Source organism: Paenibacillus sp. FSL R7-0340 (assembly GCF_038002205.1).
Lineage (GTDB): Bacteria > Bacillota > Bacilli > Paenibacillales > Paenibacillaceae > Paenibacillus > Paenibacillus polymyxa_B.
The window spans coordinates 1-25,643 of the sequence record NZ_JBBOBY010000001.1 but is presented as its reverse complement, the minus strand read 5'-3'; the positions used below and the strand labels follow the sequence as shown (position 1 = coordinate 25,643).

The 25,643-nt window shown below is 49.4% G+C and carries 2 protein-coding genes and 1 rRNA gene; 2 read left to right on the top strand and 1 reads right to left on the bottom strand.

Annotated elements, in window-relative coordinates; genetic code table 11:
* The first annotated feature begins 89 nt into the window (after nt 1–89).
* Complete coding sequence (locus tag MKX59_RS00015; protein WP_340857238.1) at nt 90–23,816, top strand: non-ribosomal peptide synthase/polyketide synthase; 23,727 nt, start codon at nt 90–92, stop codon at nt 23,814–23,816.
* A gap of 108 nt (nt 23,817–23,924) precedes the next feature.
* On the opposite strand, the gene MKX59_RS00010 is transcribed toward MKX59_RS00015, so the two are convergent.
* Nucleotides 23,925–24,959: an alpha/beta hydrolase gene (locus MKX59_RS00010; protein WP_071559521.1), complete on the bottom strand. Its 1,035-nt coding sequence runs from the start codon at nt 24,957–24,959 to the stop codon at nt 23,925–23,927.
* Between the two features lie 609 nt (nt 24,960–25,568).
* On the opposite strand from MKX59_RS00010, the gene MKX59_RS00005 reads away from it, so the two are divergent.
* Nucleotides 25,569–25,643, top strand: a 16S ribosomal RNA gene (locus MKX59_RS00005); the annotation flags it as partial.

The following is a 25,643-nucleotide window of genomic DNA, read 5'->3' as shown; positions in this document are numbered from 1 at the left end:
GTGGAAGCGCACGTTAAACTGTCCTTTTGTCCTCCTGACTGCCAGGTGCAGCGGGAGGATATTCACATCATGGAATAGGAGTGAATGAGATGAATGACATGCAGTTATATGATTTAACAAATGCGCAGAAGCGTATATGGTATACCGAATTACTCTACCCAGATACGTCAGTGTCACAGCTTTCCGGTACAGCTAAGATGAAGGGGCATATCAATATTGCTGCCTTTATGCAGTCCATTAATTTGATTATCAAACAGTATGATGCGTTCCGCATCCGTATTACCTCAGTGGATGGAGTGCCTCAGCAGTACGTCGTTCCTTATGAAGAGAGACAGCTGGAGTGCCTGGATCTTAGCCACTATGAAAGTGTATCTGAGGTGGAAGCCTTACTTGAGCAACACAAAAGCAAACCTTTGCCCCTGCTGGATTCTGAGCTCTTCCAGTTTTTAATTGTGAAGATTAGCGAGGAAGAGTATTGGATTAATATCAAGATGCACCATATTATTTCTGACGGAATATCAATGGTGGTCTATGGCAATCAGCTGACAACATTTTACATGGAGTTAATTCAAGGAAATGAACCGAAGCTGGGCGACGATTGCTCGTATATTCAATATATTGCAGATGAGAATGCATACGAACTTTCTGACAGATACCAAAAGGATAAGGCTTACTGGCTGGATAAATTTTCTGATTTGCCTGAGCTTACGGGTTGGAAGTCATATAATCCGTTATCTTTAAGCACCCACGCCGTTCGGGAGCATTTTACCGTACCAGAAGTGCTATATCACGAGCTGCAAGCATTTTGCCAACAGAACAGGATTTCTTTGTTCCAGTTCTTCATGGGTGCGATGTATATCTACATACACAAAATGACGAATCAGCCGGATGTGGTGATTGGCACTTCGTTCGCTAACCGGGGGAACAAAAAAGAGAAGCAAAAGATAGGTATGTTTGTCAGCACCGCTGCTGCCAGAACATACGTCAAAAAGGATATGGATGTGTTGAGCTTCCTGCAGGATGTAGCCAGAGATCAGATGTCAGTCCTGCGGCATCAGAAGTATCCGTACAATCAGTTAATTCAGGATCTTAGAGAAATGCATGGTAACAAGGATATTCAGCGGCTTTTTGGCGTTTCAATGGAATATCGTCTTATCAATTGGGTTGATTTGGATGATGTGCGCATTTTGACGGATTATGATTTCTGCGGGGACGAAGTGAACGATTTCGTGCTTCATATCGTGGAGATCCTGGATGAAGGCGAACTGGTACTGGATGTCGATTATCGGACGGAGCTGTTTGAACGCAGTGAAGTTAAGGACATGGTTTCCCAGTTGCTTACGATCGCCGAGCAGATCATTCATTCACCTCAGCTTTCTATCGCAGAGGTAAACTTATTGGGTGAACCAGAAGAGCAGTCCATTTTGGCTCTTTCGGAAGGCGCTGCAGTCGATTATCCACGTGAGAAGACCATCCATGGCTTATTCGAGGAACAAGCCGAGCGCACGCCAGATCACGTAGCCGTTCAGATGGACGAACAGAGCATTACATACCTAGCTCTAAACGAGCAGGCTAACCAGCTTGCGAGATATTTGCGCTCCGAGGGAGTAGTTGCAGATACGCTCGTAGGGATTATGGCTGACCGTTCCTTGGAGATGGTCATTGGGATGTTGGCCATTTTGAAAGCAGGTGGTGCCTATGTACCGATTGACCCCGATTATCCCGAGGAACGTATCCATTATATGCTGGAGGATTCAGGGGTCCGTCTGTTGCTCACCCAAAGTCATCTATGGGAGAGCACCACTTTTGACGGAAAGCTTGTGAGTTTGGACGAAGCTACAACGTATACAGGAGATGCTTCCAATCTGGAGAGTATTTCGGGACCAAGCCATCTAGCCTATGTTATCTACACGTCGGGTACGACCGGCAAGCCGAAGGGCACGCTGATTGAACACAAAAATGTGGTTCGACTGCTCTTTAACGATAAAAATCTATTTGATTTCAGCTCTCAGGATACGTGGACGCTATTCCATTCGTTCTGCTTCGATTTCTCCGTTTGGGAGATGTACGGAGCGCTTCTTTACGGAGGGAAATTGGTGATTGTTCCATCTCTCACAGCCAAGAGCCCAGCAGCTTTCCTGGAGTTGTTGAAAGACAACCAAGTCACCATTTTAAATCAGACGCCGACGTATTTTTATCAGGTGCTACAGGAAGAGTTAACGCACTCTTCGACAGAGCTTGGCCTTAGAAAAATCATTTTTGGTGGAGAGGCCTTAAGTCCATCTCTTCTGAGAAACTGGCGGGTCAAGTATCCTGATGTGCAGCTGATTAATATGTACGGAATTACGGAAACAACGGTCCATGTCACCTACAAGGAAATCACGGAACATGAGATTGAAGCGGGGAAAAGCAATATTGGCAGAACGATCCCCACACTTAGCGCTTATATTCTCGATGAGCAAAGACGGCTGCAGCCTGTTGGGGTTCCGGGAGAGCTATACATTGCAGGGGACGGTCTTGCCCGTGGGTATTTGAATCGGCCGGATTTGACGTCTGAGAAATTCGTTGAGCATCCGTATCGGGCGGGAGAGCGGCTGTACCGAACTGGGGATCTTGCTCGTTGGTTGCCTGATGGCAATATTGAATATTTGGGACGGATCGACCATCAGGTCAAAATTCGCGGCTACCGAATTGAGCTTGGCGAGGTAGAAGCCCAAATTCTCAAGGCTCCGAACGTACGAGAAACGATTGTCCTCGCACGGGATGACGAACAGGGCCAAAAATTGCTGTGCGCCTACTATGTAGCCTCCAGTGATCTTTCGCCGGGGGAATTGCGGTCTCAGCTGGCAGCGGAACTCCCCGCTTACATGATTCCTTCTTATTTTGTCCGGCTGGAGCAAATGCCGCTTACGCCAAATGGCAAACTGGATCGCCGTGCGTTGCCGGCTCCTGAAAGCAGCGTACAATCCGGCGAGGCTTATTTGGCTCCGAGAACTGCTGTGGAAGCTCAGATGGTACTCATCTGGCAAGATATCTTGGGAGTTGCCCGCGTCGGTGTCAGAGATAATTTCTTTGAAATTGGTGGTCACTCTTTGCGGGCAACAGTGCTCGTTTCACGGATTCACAAAGAATTGGGATGTAGCATTTCGCTGCGTGAGGTGTTTCAGTCACCTACGGTCGAATCCTTGGCGCAACTTGTGAAAAAACACATTCCGACCCTGTACGAATCCATCCCACAGGCAACGGAAAGCGAAGCTTACCCAGTGTCCTCAGCGCAAAAGCGGTTATACGTGCTGAGACAGATGGATGGGGGAGAGCTTAGCTACAATATGCCAGGGGCCTTCACAGTGGATGGACCGTTGGATCGCACGCGGCTGGAGTCCGCGTTCCAGGGACTGATCCAGCGTCATGAATCCCTAAGAACCGGCTTTTATATGCAGGATGGAGAGCTTGTTCAGCGTGTGCATAGGAATGTGCCGTTCGCGTTGAACTATACAGAGGCTTCGGTGGAGGAGACGGATACGCTCATTCACAACTTTATTCGTGCCTTTGATCTGAGCCAGGCTCCATTACTGCGTGTTAGCTTGGTGAAGCTCCAGGAGGAGCGTCATCTGTTGCTGTTTGATATGCATCACATCATTTCAGATGGGGTTTCTATTCAAATATTGATACAGGAACTTACTCATTTGTATCAAGGAGAACAGCTACCAGAACTGCACATCCAATACAAGGATTATGCCGTATGGCAACGAGAACAGTCAGAGAACCAATGGCAAGATCTTGAGAAATATTGGCTGCAATCCTTTGAAGGAGAGTTGCCGGTATTGGATTTGCCTACAGACTTCCAACGACCTTCAGTTCGGAGCTTCGAGGGTAGCCGAATTGATTTTACATTGGATGAGTCTGGAAATAAGGCGATACAAGAGCTTGCATCCCGTACAGGTACTACACTGTATATGGTATTGCTGGCCGCTTATTCGGTACTACTGCACAAATATACAGGACAGGAGGACATCGTCGTAGGTTCTCCAGTAGCCGGAAGACCGCAGGCTGAGCTTGAGGGCATCATCGGAATGTTTGTCAACACACTGGCCTTGCGCAGCTACCCGGCAGGAGATAAAACCTTTCAGGATTATCTTCTGGAAATCAAGGAAACGGCGCTCAAGGCGTTTGAGCATCAGGATTACCCTTTTGAAAAATTGGTCGAAAAGCTGGGCGTAGGACGTGATGTCAGCCGCAATCCGCTCTTTGACACCTTATTGGTATTACAAAATACCGAGCAGGAAGAGCAGGATATGGACGGAGTGCACTTTACTCCTTACTTGATGGACACCGTCACAGCCAAATTTGACCTGTCCCTCAATGTAGAGGAGAAGGGATCAAAATTAGCCTTTGGCCTCGAGTATAGTACGGCTTTATATCGGCGTGAAAGTGTAGAGCGACTTGCAACGCACTTGCTCCGGGTTCTGCATGCAGTCTCGGCCAATCCTCAGTTGCAACTGGCCGAGATTGAAATGATCACACCGGAGGAGAAAGTACAGATCGTTGAAGTATTTAACGCGACATCGGCCCCTTATCCAAGGGACAAGACCATTCATGATCTGTTCGCGGAACAAGTCAAGCGTACACCGGAGCAGACGGCGCTTGTATTCGGCGATGTCCAGCTAACGTACCTTGAATTGGAAGACAAGGCGAGCCGACTGGCCCAAACACTGCGTCGTTTGGGAACGTTGAGGGAGCAGCCTGTGGCCGTGATGGGCGGACGAAGCATTGAGATGGTCATTGGTATGCTCGCGGTGCTTCAGGCAGGTGGAGCCTATGTGCCGATTGATCCTGATTACCCGGAAGATCGGGTTCGTTATATGCTTGATGATTCCGACGCCAAGCTATTATTGGTGCAAAAGGGCGAGCTTATAAGTGTAGACTACGGTATACCGATTGTCGATCTTAGCAGTGAAGAGGCTTATGCTGCTGAGCCTGCCCAGCCGGAGACGGCTCAGGGATCGCAGGGGCTTGCTTATGTCATCTATACATCGGGTACGACGGGTAGACCGAAGGGCGTTATGGTTGAACACCGGAACGTGGTCCGTCTGGTCAAAGAGACCAACTATGTGGAGCTGAATGAATCCACACGAATTTTGCAAACAGGAGCCGTGGCCTTTGATGCTTCTACATTTGAGATATGGGGAGCGTTGCTTAACGGTGGGCAGCTCTATTTTGTAGAGAATGACGACATTCTGATTGCTGATAGGCTCAAAGCGGCTATTGCCAAGTACGGGATTACAACATTGTGGCTTACTTCACCCCTTTTCAATCAGCTTTCTCTGCAGGATGAGTACCTGTTCAGAGGGCTAAAAGCATTGTTAGTCGGCGGTGACGTACTGTCTCTATCTCATATGAATCGTGTAATCGAGGCTAATCCTGATCTTGTCCCTATCAATTGCTATGGTCCGACAGAGAATACGACCTTCTCCACCACCTACAAGATTCCAGGTTGTGCCGAAGGGGGTGTGCCGATTGGTCGCCCAATTAGTAATTCGACCGCTTATGTGGTCAATGGATCGCTGCAATTACAGCCTATTGGTGCTTGGGGTGAACTCATTGTCGGCGGTGAAGGTGTAGCACGCGGATATCTCAATCGTCCTGATCTCACAGCAGAGAAATTTGTTCCTAGTCCTGTGAAGGACGGAGAACCCTGCTACCGAACTGGGGATTTGGTACGCTGGCTTCCAGATGGGAATTTGGAGTTTAAAGGAAGAATTGATGAGCAGGTCAAAATACGTGGTTACCGCATCGAACTCCCTGAAATCGAGGCCCAACTGGCCAAGGTGGAGTCGGTAATCGACGCCGTAGTGGTCGTTCGCGCGGACGAGCTTGGCGAGAAGCAGCTTTGCGCTTATTATGTGGCGGATCGTACGCTCACGGCAGGCGAAGTACGTCTTTCCCTATCGCAGGTACTTCCAGGCTATATGATTCCATCCTACTTTATCCAGATGGATCGTATGCCATTAACATCAAACGGAAAGGTGGACCGCAGGTCTCTGCCGGCTCCTCAAGTAGGCGCGCATACAGGACGGAAGTATACAGCTCCTCGTACACCGGCTGAGGAAGCTTTGGCATCTGTCTGGCAAGGGGTGCTGGGTGCCGAACAGGTGGGTATCCATGATAATTTCTTTGAATTGGGTGGAGACTCCATAAAAGCTATCCAGGTGTCGTCACGGTTACTACAGGCCGGCTATCGGTTAGAGATGAAGCAGCTGTTCAAATCGCCAACCATTGCCGAGCTAGGAGCGGAAATACAAACGGCTGTGCATATGGCTGAACAGGGAGTTGTGCGTGGAGCGACTCGCTTGACTCCAGTCCAACAGTGGTTCTTTGGACGGAAGCAGGCAGAGCCTCATCACTTCAATCAAGCGGTTATGCTGTATCGTGAACAGGGATTTGAGGAAAAGGCCTTGCATCAGGTGCTAAGAAAACTCGCTGAGCATCATGACGCCCTTCGCATGGTTTTCCGTCAGACAGAGCATGGTTACGAAGCTTGGAATCGTGATCTTGAAGAAGGAGAGCTTTATAGCCTGTTCACCGCTGATTTACGGAATGAATCCGATCCGGCTGCAGCCATTACATCGCTGTCGGATGACATTCAGCGCAGTATCAATCTGGCAGAAGGCCCGCTGCTGAAGTTAGGACTTTTCCATTGTCAGGATGGAGACCACCTTCTGATCGTGATCCACCATTTGGTGGTGGACGGAGTATCCTGGCGGATTTTGTTCGAGGATATTGCAGCAGGCTATGAGCAGGTGATTCAAGGACAAGCGCTGACATTCCCGCAGAAGACGAATTCCTTCCGTGACTGGGGAGACGCCCTTGCTCGTTATTCGGAAGGTCCTGAAATGGAGACTCATCGGGCGTATTGGAGGGAGCTGGAGAATCAGCCACTCGAACAGTTGCCGAAGGATGAGGCTGTGGAAAGCCTTCTTTTACAGGATAGCAAAGTAATAACAGCACAATGGACTATAGAAGAAACCGACCAATTGTTGAGAAAAGCCCATCGTGCTTATCAAACAGAGACGAATGATCTGCTATTGACTGCTCTGGGCATGGCGGTATCCAAATGGTCTGGCATCGGAAAGGTTGCTGTGAATCTGGAAGGACACGGTCGTGAGCCGATTATACCGAATATCGACATCACCCGTACCGTCGGCTGGTTTACAAGTCAATACCCGGTGATTTTAGACTTGGGGGATGACCCAGAAGTGGCCTCCTTGATCAAGTCTGTGAAAGAAGGGCTGCGCCGAATTCCGAACAAAGGTATTGGCTACGGGTTGCTTAAAACGATGGCAAGTCAGTTGGATGAAGACAGCTTCAGCTTGCAGCCTGAGATTTCTTTTAACTATTTGGGGCAATTTGATCAGGATTTGCAAGGCAGCTCGTTGCAGATTTCTCCTTATCCGACCGGAAGCGCCCAAAGCTTGTTGGAGGAACCAGCCTATACGCTAGATATCAATGGCATGGTGACGGACGGAGCCCTGACTCTGACGATTACTTATAACGGAAAACAGTATAAGTTATCTACGATGGAACAGCTCGCTGGATATATTGAAGAAAGCCTGCGAGAGCTTCTCCAGCATTGCGTAACCCAAGAAAAAACCGTATTGACACCAAGCGACGTGCTTGCGAAGGGTCTAAGCATTGCCGATCTGGAGGAGCTTTCTAAGCAGATCAGCCACATAGGCGATATTGAGAATGTATATAGTCTGACGCCGATGCAGAAGGGCATGCTGTTCCATGATATGTTTGAGCCGCATACAGGTGCTTATTTTGAGCAGGCTGCCTTTGACTTTAAGGGTAGCTTTGATCCGACTGCATTCGGACACAGTCTGGATGCCGTGGTGGAGCGTCATGCCATCCTGCGCACGAACTTTTACAGCGGATGGGGCAGCGAGCCTTTGCAGGTTGTATTTCGACACAGAGGCGCTAAATTGGTGTACGAAGACCTGCGTGAGATGAATGCATCGCAGCGCGAAGCTTACCTGAAGACATTTGGTGCTAAGGACAAAGCACAGGGCTTCAACCTAGCTGAAGACGAGCTTCTCCGTGTATCAATTTTACAAACAGATGAAGAGAGCTTCCGACTCTTATGGAGCTTTCACCACATCGTCATGGATGGCTGGTGTGTTCCGTTAATTACGCAGGAGGTATTTGAACACTATTTTGCCCTCCTGGAAGGAAGAGAGCCGCAGCTGGCAGAGGTCCATCCGTACAGTCGATATATCGAATGGCTGGAACAGCAGGATGAAGCAGTTGCGTCCAACTATTGGAGCCGATATCTGGCCGGTTACGAGCAGCAGACGCTTTTACCTCAAGTCGGTGGAGCAAGTAAGGGAGAAGGCTATGTAGCAGAAAAGCTGAATTATCCTCTCAGCAGGGAATTGACTGAGCGCCTTGAAAAGGTGGCCAGGGATGCTCATGTCACGATGAATATATTGCTGCAGTCCCTCTGGGGCATTGCGCTTCAACGCTACAACGGTAGCCGGGATGTCGTGTACGGAAGTGTAGTATCAGGCCGACCAGCAGAAATTCCGGGCATTGACCGGATGATCGGTTTGTTCATCAATACGATTCCCGTTCGTGTGAAGACAGAGGAGAATCTCCCCTTCACCGTTCTGATGAAGCAGCAGCAGGAACAATATATGGCTTCTCATATGTATGACACCTACCCGTTGTTTGAGATTCAGGCTCAGACGGATCAGAAGCAGGATCTAATCTCCCATATTATGGTGTTTGAGAACTATCCTGTGGAGGAGGAGGTAGAGCGTCTGGGTGGTGGCGAGGCTGCCTTTGAGATTGAGGAAGCGGAGCTTCTTGAGCAAACGAATTATGATTTTAATTTAATTGTCCTCCCTGGCGAAGAGATGAGATTGCTGTTCCAGTACAATGCACTTGTTTATGACCAAGTGACAATTGGGCAAATCAAGGGCCATCTGGTTCACCTTATGGAACAAATTGTAGAGAACCCTGCTATTTCCGTGGATGCTCTAGAATTAGTCACGCCGCAGGAGAGAGAACAGATTCTGAACGTATGGGGAAATATGAAAGGCATTTACGAGCACTGTAACACGTTCCACGGGCTATTGGAGGAACAGGCGGGACGAACGCCGGATGCGACTGCCATTTGGTTCGAGGACGAGAGTCTGACCTATGCCGAGCTTAATGCAAAAGCCAATGGACTGGCCAGAAGGCTCCGTACTCAGGGAATCAAGACGGGAGATCTGGTGGGACTGATTGCTGAACGGTCGCTCGAAATGATCGTTGGGATCTACGGCATTATGAAAGCCGGGGGTGCCTATGTTCCAATCGACCCAGAGTATCCGAAAGAACGAATCAGTTATATGCTTGAAGATTCCGGAGCGAAGCTGATCCTTACACAGGCCCATCTCTTGGAACATCTCGGATGGACGGAAAATGTTTTGCTGCTGGATGAATCATCGACCTATGATGCCGACACCTCGAATTTGGAGGATACTGCTGGCCCGGATGATCTGGCTTACGTGATCTATACTTCAGGTACGACCGGTCAGCCTAAGGGCGTATTAGTCGAGCATCGGGGACTACCAAATCTTTCAAACGTATATGGGGCACACTTCGAAGTTACACCGCAGGATCGGATCGTTCAGTTTGCAAGCCTGTCGTTTGATGCATCGGTTTCGGAAATTTTAACGGCGCTGAGCCATGGGGGTGTTCTGTGCATCCCTTCTACAGAAGATATTTTAGATCATGCCCTGTTCGAGCAGTTCATGAACGATAAGGGGATTACGGTAGCGACTTTGCCACCCGCTTACGCTATCCACCTTGATCCAGAGCGTTTGCCAACACTGCGGTGCCTGCTAACCGCTGGATCGGCCGCATCGGTCGAGTTGATCGAAGAGTGGAGGAAGCATGTACGTTACTCTAATGGCTATGGCCCAACGGAGGACTCCGTATGCACCACAATCTGGTCTGTCCCGGACAGTGAGGAAGCAACGGATATTGTATCTATTGGACGACCTATTGCTAACCATAGTGTGTACATCTTGGATGACCATTTTAGATTGCAACCTGTCGGTGTAGCTGGAGAGCTATGCATTTCGAGTATCGGATTAGCACGGGGGTATCATAACCGGCCTGAGTTAATGGATGAGAAGTTCGTGGACAATCCGTTTGCTCCAGGAGAGCGTATGTATCGGACGGGTGACCTGGTTCGCTGGTTACCGAATGGAACCATCGAGTACTTAGGCCGAATAGATCATCAAGTCAAAATCCGCGGCTACCGTATCGAGCTAGGCGAGGTAGAAGCACAAATGCTCAGAGTGCCGTCCGTTCAGGAAGTCGTAGCCATGGCTGTAGAGGGCGATGACGGCTACAAAGATCTAGTCGCTTATTTCGTAGCTGCTCAGAAACTTGAGGTATCCGAGCTTCGGGCCGTCCTGTCGGAGATATTACCTGGATATATGATCCCTTCCCGCTTCATACAACTGGAGGATATGCCTCTGACGTCGAACGGAAAAATCGATCGAAAAGCGCTGCAGGGCGAGCGTGGATGGGCAGCGGCTTCATCTGAGGCTCCAAGGACACCTGTGGAAATTCAATTAGCCGAAATCTGGCAAGAGGTGCTGGGTGTAGAGAGCGCGGGAGTGAAGGATAATTTCTTCCATTTTGGAGGTCATTCACTGCGTGCAGCCCTGCTAGTCTCACGAATTCGCAAGGAAATGAATCGCGAGATTAGTCTGAGAGCAGTGTTCGAGTCTCCTACTATTGAAGGATTGGCTCGTGCCATTGAGGGCTATACACCGCTGAATTTCGAAGAAATTCCTACAGCGGGAGCGAGAGAGCATTATCCATTGTCCTCGGCCCAAAAACGACTGTTTATTCTAAGTCAGCTGGAAGGTGGAGAGCTGAGCTACAATATGCCGGGTATCCTTACCGTTGAGGGAGCTTTGGATCGGGAACGGCTAGAGCAGGCATTCCGTCGTCTAATTCATCGTCATGGTTCGCTGCGTACTCGTTTTGTGACCGTGAACGGTGAACCTGTACAGCAGCTCCTGACGGATGTTCCGTTTACTGTGGAATATGCGGAGTTGAGCGAGGAAGAGGCAGGAGCTACCCTTCAGCAGTTTGTCCGTCCTTTTGATTTAGGTGTAGCTCCATTGCTGCGGGTCGGCCTTATTCGAATTGCACATGAGCGCCATTTACTATTGTTTGACATGCATCATATTGTCTCAGATGGGGTTTCTATGAATATTCTCATAGAAGAGTTTCTCCGCTTCTACCAAGAGGAGGACGTATTCCCTGAACTACAGATCCAGTACACAGACTATGCTGTATGGCAGCAAGAGCAGCTCGGAAGCGAGCGTCTTAAGGCCCAGGAAGCTTACTGGCTGGATGCTTTCCGCGGAAGCTTGCCAGTGCTGGATTTGCCAGGAGATGAAGTTCGTCCTGCGGTGCGAAGCTTTGCGGGCGATCGAATCGACTTCCAAATTGATTCTTCTCTGAGTGCTTCACTTCAGGAGCTGGCTACCCGAACGGGTTCCACTCTGTTCATGGTACTGCTGGCAGCCTATACGGCGCTCTTACACAAGTACACAGGTCAGGAAGATGTCATTGTCGGTTCACCTGTGGCAGGAAGATCCCATGCGACACTCGAAGGCCTCATCGGTATGTTCGTCGGCACAGTGGCACTTCGTACTTATCCAGAAGGGGAAAAGCCTTTCGAGGCTTATCTGCAGGAAGTGAAGGAAACAGCGCTGCGGGCCTATGAAAACCAGGATTACCCGTTCGAGGAGCTGGTAGAAAAGCTGGAGCTTCAGCGTGATTTGAGCCGTAACCCGCTATTTGATACCATGTTTGTCCTGCAAAATATCGAGCAGGGAGAACAAGAAATAGAAGGATTGCGCTTCACTCCTTACGATAATGTACATCCGGCTGCCAAGTTCGATCTCACGCTGACCGTGAGTGAAGCAGACGGGGTATTGAACTGCACGCTTGAGTACGCGACTGCGATCTACAAGCAAGAGACTGCCCAGCGGATGGCAGGACACTTTGTACAGCTTATTCGGGAAGCCGTCTCCAATCCGGGAATGCCGTTGTCATCCCTTGATATCGTGACACCTCAGGAAAAATCAAGGCTGATGAAAGCGCCGGACGAAGCCAAGGCAGATTATCCTCGTGACAAGACGATCCATGCGCTGTTCGAGGAACAGGCTGCACGTACTCCGAATGCGGTGGCAGTCGTATGTGAAAATGCAGCCCTGTCCTACAGCGAGCTGAACGAGCGGGCCAATGGACTTGCCAGAACGCTGAGGGAACGTGGTTTGCAACCAGACGGTTTGGCTGGAATCATGGCGGATCGGTCCCTTGAAATGGTGGTTGGAATTTTAGCCATCTTGAAGGCAGGCGGGGCCTATGTCCCTGTAGACCCTGAATATCCAGAGGACCGCATTCGCTTTATGCTTGAGGATTCGGGAGCCAAGCTACTGCTGACACAAGCGCATCTGGAGCAACGTGTCTCCTTCGCTGGGGACATCGTGAGTCTGGATAAAATGGCTTCCTATAAGGAAGATGTCTCAAACCTGCAGCCTGCAGCCGGACCGGAGCATCTTGCCTACGTCATCTACACATCGGGCACGACAGGCAAGCCAAAGGGAACGCTGATTGAGCATAAAAATGTAGTTCGCTTGCTCTTTAATGATAAAAATATGTTTGACTTTGGTCCTCAGGATACGTGGACACTGTTCCATTCATTCTGTTTTGACTTCTCTGTATGGGAAATGTACGGAGCATTGCTGAACGGAGGACGGTTGGTCATCGTTCCATCGCTTACCGCGAAGAGTCCAGATCGTTTCTTGCAATTGCTTAAGGATCAGAAGGTCACCGTTTTGAACCAGACACCGACGTACTTCTATCAGTTGCTACAGGAAGAGCTTGGTCATCAGGCGGCAGAACTGAGCCTCCGTTTGATTATCTTCGGTGGAGAGGCATTAGCCCCGGCCCTGCTCAAGGACTGGAGAACGAAGTATCCGCAAGTGCAGCTCATTAACATGTACGGCATTACCGAAACGACCGTGCATGTAACCTACAAGGAAATTACAGAGTTGGAAATTGAACAGGGTCGCAGCAATATCGGCACCACGATTCCGACGCTGCGGGCGTACATTTTGGATGAACAACGTCGTCCACAGCCGATTGGCATTCCGGGTGAACTCTATGTGGCGGGCGTAGGCCTGGCGCGAGGTTATCTGAACCGACCGGAATTGACGGAAGAGAAGTTTGTCGCTCATCCGTTTGAAGCGGGCGAGCGTATGTACCGCTCGGGTGACTTGGCACGCTGGTTGCCGGATGGAAGCATGGAGTATTTGGGACGCATTGACCATCAGGTTAAAATCCGTGGTTACCGTATCGAGCTGGGCGAAGTGGAAGCGAAGCTGCTCCATGCTCCGTCTGTAAGGGAGGCCGTTGTGCTCGCCCGGGAGGATGGAAGTGGACAAAAAGTGCTTGTCGGCTATTTCACTGCCGATCAGATGCTGACGGTAGGCGAGTTGAGAAAAGACTTGGCTGCCGAACTGCCGACTTATATGATTCCATCTTACTTTATGCAATTGGAACAGATGCCTTTGACGCCAAATGGCAAGCTGGATCGCAAAGCGCTTCCGGCTCCTGAGGCCAATGTGCAGACTGGGGCGGTTTATGAACCGCCAAGGACGAAGGCTGAGGAAGCTTTAGTTTCCGTATGGCAAGGTGTGCTGGGAGCGCAGCAGGTCGGCATCCATGATCATTTCTTCGATCTGGGTGGTGACTCCATCAAGGCGATCCAAGTGTCCTCGAGATTGTTCCAAGCTGGATATAAATTAGAGATGAAGGATCTCTTCAAATATCCGACAATTGCCGAGCTAAGCCCGTATCTTCAGGCAGCTGGACGTATAGCGGAACAGGGTGAAATTAAAGGTGCAGCAGAGTTAATGCCAATTCAGCGTTGGTTCTTTGAACGCCATACAGCGGAGCCGCACCATTATAATCATGCCGTCATGCTCTATCGGAAAGACGGCTTTGATGAGGCTGCACTCCGGTTGACAATGGACCAAATTGCGATCCATCATGACGCGCTGCGCATGGTTTTCCGGCCTACAGAAGCTGGATACGCAGCTTGGAATCGGGGAACGGACGAAGGCGAGCTCTACACATTGGACATTGCCGATATGCGGCAGGCGGAAGACCAGACAGCTGCGGTTCAGGCCCAAGCCGATGCCATTCAGGCAAGCTTTGACTTGGAAGGTGGCCCACTGTTCAAGCTAGGCCTGTTCCATTGTGACGATGGCGATCATTTGTTGATTGTCATTCATCACCTCTTGGTTGACGGCGTATCCTGGCGCATCCTGTTTGAGGACATTGCAGCGGGGTACGAGCAGGCATGGAATGGACAAGCAATCGTCCTTCCACAAAAGACCGATTCGTATCTTGTATGGTCTGAGCAAGCGACGAAGTATGCAGCAGGGCCTGCTCTGGACAAGGAGCGTGCATACTGGCAGCTGATCGAGGAGGCGATTTTGGCTCCACTGCCGAAGGATGAGGATCAGAAGCCGGGCACCATTCGGGATACTGAATCGGTTACGGTAACGTGGTCTGCGCAGGAAACTGACCTGCTGTTGCGACAAGCGAACCGGGCGTATCATACGGAGACGAATGACTTGCTCTTGACTGCTCTGGGGGCAGCCATTCAGCGCTGGACAGGCATGGAGCAGATTTTGGTCAATCTTGAAGGACATGGACGGGAAATAATCGTACCAGACCTGGATATTACCCGTACCGTGGGTTGGTTCACAACCCAGTATCCAGTTCTGCTGAACCTGCAAGGCAGACAGGAAGTATCTGCGCGAATCAAGCGCATCAAGGAGAATTTGCGAGAGGTTCCGCATAAAGGAATCGGCTACGGTCTTCTGAAGTATATGGCACCGGAGAAAAGTGTCGGACTCGGCGTGGAGCCGGAAATTTCCTTCAATTATCTTGGGCAGTTTGATCAGGATTTGGAGGGTAATGCCCTTAGCCTATCCACACATTCAGTTGGTAAAGCGCTCAGCGATCTCACACCACAGCAATATGCTCTGGATGTGAATGGCATGATTGCCGAAGGCCAGCTATCACTGACGATTACGTACAGCAGCAGGCAGTATCGTAAGGAGACGGTGAGTCATTTTGCTGAATTATTACAGTCAAGCCTTAGTGAGGTCATCCGTCATTGTGTGGCTCAGGAGCGTTCACAGCTTACACCAAGTGATGTTCTGTTCCAAGGATTAACATTGGAGCAGCTTGATCGACTCACGGCGCAGACGGCTCACATCGGAGAGATTGAGGATGTGTACAAGCTGACGCCGATGCAGAAGGGAATGCTGTTTCACAGCCTACTGGAGCCGGGCTCCTCTTCATACTTCGAACAGGCAACGTTTGAGCTGCGTGGCAGCTTCGATGTAGATACCTTCTTCGAGAGCTTCCAGGCTCTGGTGCAACGACATGCCATACTACGTACCGGCTTTTACAACAACATTGCTGATGTACCGCTGCAAGTTGTCTTTAAGCAACGGTTAATCCCTCTGCACTACGTAGATTTGCGCGACGCATCTACGCAGGAACAAGAAGCCCGAATCAAGGCTTATATTGCTGAAGATATGGTTAAGGGGTTCGGCCTGTCAGAAGATCCGCTGATGCGGGTGACCGTCTTGCAGAAGGATCAAAGCTGTCTTGTATTGTGGAGCTTCCACCATATTGTCATGGATGGCTGGTGTATCCCGATCATTACACAGGAGCTGTTCGATTATTATTCTGCCAAGAAACAGCAAGTACAGCCTGTCCTACCGCCAGCTCAGCCCTATAGTCGTTATATCGAGTGGCTTGATGCACAGGATGATCAAGAAGCTTCAACGTATTGGAGCCAATATCTCGAAGATTATGACGGGAATACTGTATTGCCGGAAGGTAAAACGAAATCTCAAGCCAAAGAGGCGGGCTATGTTCTAAAAGAGCATGTTCTCCATCTGGGTGTATCTTTGACAGGTAAAATGGATGTTGTCGCGAAGCGCAATCACGTGACCGTCAACACACTCATGCAGACAGCTTGGGGACTGATTCTTCAACGTTATAATGCCAGCTCGGATGTCGTTTTCGGCGGCGTTGTGTCGGGTAGACCCGCTGAGATTGCAGGGATCGAAAATATGGTGGGTCTGTTCATTAATACAGTACCTATCCGTGTACAGTCATCCAAAGACGAAGCCTTTGTCGAAGTGATGAAACGTACACAGGCACAGTCATTGGCTGGTCGTGCCTACGACACCTATCCACTGTATGAGATTCAGGGGAAAACAACCCAAAAGCAGGACCTGATTTCTCATATTATGATCTTTGAAAATTACCCGCTCGACGAACAGGTGGAGCAATCGGGTAATCAAACGGAGGACAATCTCGAAGTTGCCAACTTCACCATGTTTGAACAAACCAACTATGACTTTAACCTGGTTGTAATTCCAGGCGAAGACATCAAGGTCTGCATTCGCTATAATGCTTCGGTTTACGAGCAAGAAAGCATTGCACGAATCGGAGGACACTTGTTGCAGATGCTCGACCAGGTGGCTGCTCGTCCGCAGGCGACGATACAGGAACTGGAGATTGTAACATCTGAGGAACGGATGAACCTGCTTGACTGGGGCGGCAAGGCCCATACCTATCCAAGTGATCAGGGGCTGCACACCTTGTTTGAGGAACAGGTGGTCCGTACGCCGGATAAGATTGCGGCAGTAAACGGCGACATCCAGATCACGTATCGGGAGCTGAACGAGCAGGCGAACAGACTAGCTTCCACCTTGATAGACCAAGGACTACGGAGTGAACAAGTGGTAGGTCTGTTGGCAGATCGGTCTGTAGAGCTGCTTGTCGCCATCATGGGTGTACTCAAAGCGGGTGGAGCCTATGTACCTATTGATCCTGAATATCCGCAGGAGCGGATTCAGTATATTCTGAAGGATTCTGGCGCTGAAATTCTGCTCACACAGAGCCACCTGACTAAGTTGGCCTCTTTTGAGGGAACGGTTATGGAATTGGATTCCCCGCACATCTACGGAACCGAGGTGGATAATCCCAATATTCCTGTTGGAGGAAACGATCTGGTGTACTTAATCTATACCTCGGGTACAACCGGAAATCCGAAGGGAACCATGATTAACCACAAAGGGATCGTGAACTACATCTGGTGGGCCAATAAGGTCTATTGTGCTGGGAAACCAACGGATTTCCCGTTGTATTCATCCATTTCGTTTGACTTGACGATGACATCAATGTTTACTCCGTTAATAAACGGAGGAATAGTGCGGATTTATGATGGTATAGATAAAGCGGAGGTTGTTCAGCATATTTTGCGCGAAAATGCGGTCGATATTCTCAAGCTGACGCCAACGCATCTCAGTCTGATAAAAGACATGACCATTCCAGCGGAAAGTCGTATTCAGCAACTCATTGTGGGCGGAGAAAATCTGACCACACATTTGTCCAAAACGATTACCGACCTCTTTGGTGGCAACATCAAAATCTACAATGAATACGGTCCGACCGAAACCGTCGTCGGCTGCATGATTCACCTGTACGATCCTGCGAAGGATACACGGGAATCCGTACCGATTGGGTTGCCGTCCGACAACATATTCATCCATATTCTGGATGATCAGCTTCGTCTCGTACCGTTAGGCGTGGAGGGCGAAATGTACATCGCCGGGGACGGGGTAGCCCGTGGATATCTGAACCGTCCTGAGCTTACCGCAGATAAATTCATTAGAAATCCGTTCGCTTCGGAAGGAAATATGTATCGCACTGGGGATTTGGCTCGTCGCCTTCCTAATGGAGACATTGAGTACATTGGACGCATTGACCATCAAGTTAAAATACGGGGCTATCGTATTGAGCTTGGTGAGATTGAGGCCAAGCTGCTGGACATTCCACTTGTCGAGGAAGCTCTCGTTGTTGCGTGGGCAGATGCTCATGGGCAGAAATCGCTGTGTGCTTACTTCGTAGCTGATCGCGAAATGTCTGTCAGCGAGCTGAGAGACGAACTGTCTGCCGGACTGCCTGCATATATGATTCCGTCTTACTTCGTCCAACTGGACGTGATGCCTCTGACACCGAATGGCAAGCTGGATCGCAAGGCACTGCCTGAACCGAACTCGGGTATAAAGGCGGGAGCAGACTTTACCGCTCCGCGGACGGATGTGGAGAACATTTTGGCTTCAATCTGGCAAGGTGTACTCGGCGTGCCGCTTGTCGGCATACATGATAATTTCTTTGAGCTTGGAGGTGACTCGATCAAATCCATTCAAGTATCCTCAAGGCTTCTCCAAGCAGGCTATAAGCTTGAAATGAAGGATTTGTTCGGTTATCCGACAATTGCAGAGTTGGCGCAGCGCGTTAGTGTGGTCAGCCGAATTGCGGATCAAAGCGAGGTACACGGAGCGGTAAGACTGGGGCCTGCCCAGCACAGATTCTTCCATGAACAGTCTATGGATCTGCATCACTTTAATCAGTCGGTCATGTTGTACCGACGGGATGGCTTCAATACCGATGCGCTCGCCGAGGTTGTTCGGAAAATTGCAGAGCATCATGATGCTTTACGACTGGTGCTCCGCCAAGGAGAGCAGGGGTTGGAGGCCTGGAACCGGAGCGTGGGTGAGGGAGAACTCTATAGTCTCCAAATCCATGACCTGCGGGATGAAACAGACCCCGCTTCAGCGATAGAAGCAGGTGCGGAAGCCATTCAGCGTAGCATCTCTCTGGAGGATGGACCTCTCTTTAGACTGGGTCTGTTCCGCTGTGTGGAAGGCGAACATCTGTTGATCGTTATTCATCATCTGGCTGTGGATGGCGTATCCTGGCGTATTCTCTTTGAGGACCTGCAGGAAGGCTACGAGCAGGCAGTACGTGGAGAAGCGGTCAAGCTTCCACAGAAGACGGATTCGTACCGTGCATGGGTTGAGGGAATCACACAATTTGCAAACAGCCCGGCGGCTGAACAAGAACTCAGCTATTGGGCAGAGGTAGAGGGAGATGGCTTTGCCCCTCTTCCAAAAGACAAGGTAGACGGCGCTCTTCTCATCAAAGACAGTGAGGCTGTCACGGTGAGATGGTCACCAGAAGAGACAGAGCAGTTCCTGAAAGAAGCGAACCGCACTTACAATACGGAGGTTAACGATCTGCTCCTGACGGCTCTGGGTATGGCTGTTCACGAGTGGACGGGAATCGAACGTGTAGGCATCCTTCTGGAGGGACATGGGCGGGAGCCTATTGTGCCGGAACTGGATATTACTCGCACAATAGGCTGGTTTACAAGTCAATACCCTGTCGCCCTTGAGATGGGAGGGGAATTGGAGATCGGCGCCAGAATCAAGCACATTAAGGAAGGCTTGCGTCGTATCCCGAACAAAGGTGTCGGATATGGTATTTTGAAATATTTAAGCGGCGGTTCTGGTGTCTCCTCCTTCTCGGCTGAACCTGAGATTACCTTCAACTACTTGGGACAGTTCGACCAGGATCTTGCAGGAGGGACGATGGAAGTATCGCCTTACTCAGTAGGACCTGAGGTCAGTGAGCAGATGGTGCAGCATCAGACATTGAACATTAATGGACTGATTGCCGAAGGACAGCTTCAACTTTCGGTCAGCTATAACCGTCATCAGTTCCACGGGGAGTCTGTGGCTAAGTTTGTTGACATTCTGAAGAACCGTCTCAGCGAAGTCATTGGACATTGCGTAAGTAAGAAAAGAACAGAACTTACACCAAGCGATGTACTCCTCAAAGATATCAGCTTGGAAAAAATCGAGGAGTTAGAAGAGCAGACACGGCATATCGGCAGTATTGAAAATATGTATAAACTGACGCCGATGCAAAAAGGAATGTTGTTCCACAGCTTGCTGGAGCCTCATTCGGAAGTCTACTTTGAGCAGGCCAAGTTTGAAATTCAGGGAGCATTCTATCCTGAGGATTTCAAACGCAGCTTAAAATATCTGATGAAACGGCATGCCATATTGAGAACCAATTTCCATGCCGGGTGGGGCGATTTCCCTATTCAGATTGTGTTCAAAGAAAGAGCATGTGACTTCGTATACGAGGATCTGCACGAGCTGGAAGCCGATGAAATTCAAGCGCGTCTTGCAGCTTATACTGCTCAGGACAAAGCAAGAGGCTTTAATCTTGCTGAAGAAGCATTGCTGCGTGTTGCTATTCTACGTACAGCAGAAGAGGCTTACCATTTGCTGTGGAGCTCTCATCACATCATTTTGGATGGCTGGTGTATGCCGCTTGTGCTCCAGGAAGTGTTTGAGACGTATGGGGTTCTGCGTGAGCAAAGGGAACCTGAGCTTCCTGCAGCTGTATCGTACAGCCAGTATATTCAATGGTTGGAGAAGCAAGGCGAGGAAGAGGCATCCTCTTACTGGAGAGGGTACCTGGAAGGCTACGAGCAGCAGACGAAGCTGCCACAAGCCATCACACAGCCATCGGCAAAAGCAGAAGCCTACGTGTCGGAGAAGCTGGTATTCACGTTGGATGCGGAACTGACCGATCGCCTGGAACAGGTGGCCAAACAGCATCAGGTGACGATGAATACGCTGATGCAAGCAGCCTGGGGAATCGTGTTGCAGCGTTACAATAGAAGCCAGGATATCGTCTTCGGAAGTGTGGTATCGGGAAGACCTGCCGAGATTCCGGGTATCGAAAGCATGATCGGTCTCTTCATTAATACAGTTCCGGTTCGGGTACAGGCCGAGGGAAGCGATTCGTTCTCCCATGTGATGAAAAGACAGCAGGAATTATATTTGGCAGGACATGCTTATGATTCCTATCCGCTCTATGAGATTCAAGCACAGAGCGAACAAAAGCAAGATTTGATTTCTCATATTATGGTGTTCGAAAATTACCCAGTAGAAGAGCATTTGGAAGAGAAAATTGCCAGTGAAGAGGCTGAATACAAAATTACGGATGTTCAGATGTTTGAACAGACGAATTATGATTTTAACCTCATTGTGCTGCCGGGTCGTAATCTGGAGTTCTTGTACCGTTACAATGCCCGCGTCTATGATCGGGAGAGCGTGGAACGAATTCAAGGACACTTGACGAGAATTCTGACAAGCGTTGCTGTTCAACCTGCTATCCGTATTGATGAGCTGGAGCTGATCACGCCAGAAGAGAAATCGCAGATTATAGAGGTGTGGGGCGATACAGCAGCTCCTTATCCGCGTGAGCAGACCCTTCACGGTATATTTGAGGAAAAAGCAGCACTCACACCGGATTGTACAGCACTTATTTACGGTGAAACGGAGCTTACCTATGGAGAACTTCATCAGCAGGCGAACCGCCTTGCACGTACGCTGCGTGCCCAAGGGGTCAGACCGGACCAACCAGTCGGCATCATGGTCGAGCGTTCGCTTGAGATGATCATTGGCATTCATGCCATTCTAAAAGCTGGCGGGGCCTATGTACCGATTGATCCGGAGTTCCCAGAAGATCGTATTCGCCACATGCTGGAGGATTCGGGAGCGAAGCTTCTGCTGACGAAGAACCATCTCAAAGATCGTTTTCCGTTCACTGGCACGATCCTGGCACTTGATGATCCGCAGGCGTATCATGCGGATAGCTCGAATCTGGAGCCAATTGCGGGGCCGGAGCATCTGGCGTATATCATTTACACGTCAGGTTCAACCGGCAAGCCGAAAGGGGTAATGATTGAACATCGCGCTGCCGTCCATACGCTGAGTCAGTTGGAAGCTGAATATCCGATGTTGGCAGGCGACCGTTTCCTGCTCAAAACGACATTTACCTTTGACTTCTCCGTGCCGGAGCTGTTCTGCTGGTTCTTTGGAGAGGGGACTCTCGTGATCCTGCCACAAGGCGTGGACAAAGACCCGATGGCACTGCTAGGGGCCGTGGATACGAACCGTATCACGCATCTCAATTTGGTGCCGTCGATGCTCAGTGTGCTCGTTCAATACTTGAAAGAAAGCGGCACCCAAGGATTCCTTACTCTGAAATATCTGTTTGCCTGCGGCGAGACGCTGCCTGCCAAACTTGTGGAAGAGTATTATAAAGTATCTCCTTACGCAGTACTGGAAAACATCTACGGTCCTACGGAAGCAGCCGTATATGCGACTCGGTATACAACGAGCCTTGAGACTGCGGCTCTAACGCATGTGCCAATCGGCAAACCGTACGCTAACGTCCAAGTATGGATGATGGACAGCGCTTCTCAGGTATCACCTGTGGGGGTACCGGGAGAACTCTGCATTGCGGGCGAAGGGGTAGCGCGGGGGTATTTCAACCAGCCGGACCTGACGGCAGAGAAGTTCATTCCTCACCCGTACAAACCGGGAGCACGGATTTACCGAACGGGCGATTTAGCCCGATGGCTGCCGGACGGGAATATTGAGTATTTGGGACGGATCGATCACCAGGTAAAAATCCGGGGTTACCGCATTGAGCTGGGAGAAGTGGAAGCACAAATTTTGAAAGTGCCATCTGTGCAGGAAGCGGTTGTTCTTGCACTGGCTGATTCTACTGGAAGTACTCAGCTTTGTGCATACTTTGTGGCCGAAGAGGGGCTTACAGCGGGCATACTACGCGAGGCACTGGCCAGCGAGCTGCCAAGCTACATGATTCCGACTGCTTTCGTACAGTTGGCACAAATGCCGCTGAATCCGAATGGCAAATTGGATCGCAAAGCGCTACCGGCACCGGAAACACTTCTGCGGAGCACAGCGGAGTATATCGCGCCGCGTACGCAGACAGAAGTAGAGCTCGCTCAGATTTGGTCCGAGGTGCTCGGCGTACAGGAAATCGGGATCAGGGATCATTTCTTTGAACTTGGGGGCCATTCCCTGAAAGTATTGGGCTTGATCCAAAGGATCTCGTCCGGTATGGGCGTCCAGCTCCCACTCCAAGTCGTGTTTAATCTGCCGACTGTGGAAGAAATGGCGCATGAAATTTCCAAGCTGCAGGCAACAACTGCTGCTAATGAAGAGGAAATGGAAATTATCCGCTTCCCAGGGAAAGGAACGCTCAAAGTGTTTTGCTTCCCTCCACGGGTGGGCCACTCTCTGGGATACTATGAGATGGCCAAGGAGCTGGAAGGGCTTTGCGAGGTGTACGGGATGGAATTTATCGGCGATCGTTTCCAGGGTCAAGATATGCTGGATCGATACATCGATGCCATCGTGGATATTCAAGCAGAGGGTCCGTATATATTCCTGGGATACTCACTTGGAGGAAACCTCGCCTTCGAGGTAGCTAAAGCCATGGAAAGCCGAGGTCACCATGTTAGCGACCTTATTATGGTAGATGCTATGAGAAAGATGTCCAAGGATGAATCGACACCGGAGGAGCTTGAAGAGATTGTCGAGATGGTACTGGACAGCATTAGGGACCAGTACAAAGCGTTCCTTGCCGATCCAGTGGACAGGGAGCGAGTCATGGACAAAATGTTGGTTTACTCCGTCTACCGCGATGAGCTTATTAACTCAGGTGAAGTTCATGCGAATATCCATGCTCTAATTGCAGAGGATGATAGTATTGGTCCGGATACATCATTAGATAAATTGTTATGGCAACAGGCGACACTTGGTCAATACAAAGAATACGAAGTCATCGGAACGCATGATGTGCTGCTTGATTCCGGTTTTATTGGGGAAAATGCTAAAGTACTGAGACAGATACTTGGCAAGGTCACAGAGGCCTCATCTAAAAACAAGCCCATTTTGTCCTAAGCTCAATCAAGCATAATAAGTGTTAGGCAGCAAAGACGCCCGAATTCCTTTATATAGAAGGAACTCGGGCGTCTTTTATTTTTTTATGCTGTTTAACATATAAAGTCCCTAATCATCTGTGTATGCTTTAGACATGGTTGACTGAAAGTGTCTTGTGTCGGTGATGAGTTCACGGATGACTTGGATGACAAGCTCCGGTTGATCATGGATGATCATATGCTCGCTCTTCTTGGCAACAATAAATTTGCTGTTTGTAGAGATGTTAAGCATCTCGCGCTGTCCCATTTGCCAGCTTTGTTCGATCTGATCATTTCCGCGTTTACTAATACCGAACTGAGTCAAATCTTGTTGAATGCCCCGGGCAATTACACGTACAGGGAGATTACCCAGATGCTGTCCCCGTATGGCATCTTCGGTAGTGCTTGCTAGATCACCCTCCTCCGCAACAGATCGAAAGTATTTAGAGGAAGCGACAATATTCACAAAAGATTTTCTATCTTGATATTCGACCCGACCCGTTAGCATTAAATTGGGGAACAGGCGAAAAGCCCCTGACTTTTCTAGGAGAATGGATATTAACGGGGAGGGATTGACTTTAGGCCGTTCCTTGGCATAGATCTCATTTGTCCGGCGAGCGTCATTTTCAGGCCTGGCATCCACCAGAACCAATCCTGCCACTTCGTCTTTGTATGTCTGCGCGTACAGTCTTGAGTACATCCCTCCAAGGGAATGGCCTACCAGAATATAAGGAGCTTGGATGTCTGCGTTTTTTAAGGCGACATGAAGCTCTCGAACGATGTTTTCCCCGGTTCGTGGAGTAGCAGCCTCCTCGCTCCAGGCATAGCCTGCCCGGTCATAGGATACAACAGTGGCGAATGATGACAGTTTTTCGGGAATATCTCTCCATGACAGGCTACTTTCCCCGCTCCCTGATTCAAGCAATATTGTTGGAGAGCCGTTACCGAGTTTACGAATATGGAGTCGATAACCCCCGGCATCGACCAATTCCCCCGGAGGTGGGTATTGTGATTTATCCTTTTTGGATGCAATCCACTCATACACAAATCCTGAGATCACGAAAAGCAGTAAGCAAGAGATGATAAGAAACACAATTCTCGTCCATGTTCGCCTTCGTTGCTTCATTAGTAAATCTACTCCTCTATACAGTTATAATTAATCATTACCTAAAGTTGCGTGAAACAAAGCTGCTATCGCATGGTTTGTTGCTAGCTCCTTATCTTTTTTACCCATCCTTTCTTTGTCAAATCATCAATATTAAAGAAAAAGCAGAATATGCACTTGAGTTGTAATGAGCAACACGCGTATTCGAGATCATTGAATGGATCTCACGTCGTTCTTGGATGCAGATAACTAAGTCCATTTAGCAAAAGTACAGAGTACACAGGATGTCATTACAACAATAATGATAGTAAAAACAATTTATTAAAAAACGGTTGCATTTAAATATGCGGAGTGGTATACTCTAATTCCGGCCAAGAAATACAATATTGCGAGCGAGTGTTACAAAAAAAGATTTAAAAAAGTGCTTGCAAAGTTGGTTCGGACATGATATGATATAAGAGTTGATGAAGCGACAAGCTAAATCAACTAAAAAGAATGTTTGATCTTTGAAAACTGAACAACGAGTGAGTAAAACGATTTTGTTCGCGAAATCAAACAAGAGATATTTTTATCTCGTCAGTTTCAAAATGAGCTTATCGCTCTTTCTATAAACCAGCTTCGGTTGGTCTTTAAATGGAGAGTTTGATCCTGGCTCAGGACGAACGCTGGCGGCGTGCCTAATACATGCAAGTCGAGCGGGGTTGA

What these genes read in the sequence shown, in the direction of transcription:
- MKX59_RS00015 (WP_340857238.1), top strand. Translation starts at nt 90, where the DNA reads ATGAATGACATGCAGTTATATGATTTAACAAATGCGCAGAAGCGTATA.
- MKX59_RS00010 (WP_071559521.1), bottom strand. Translation starts at nt 24,959, where the DNA reads ATGAAGCAACGAAGGCGAACATGGACGAGAATTGTGTTTCTTATCATC.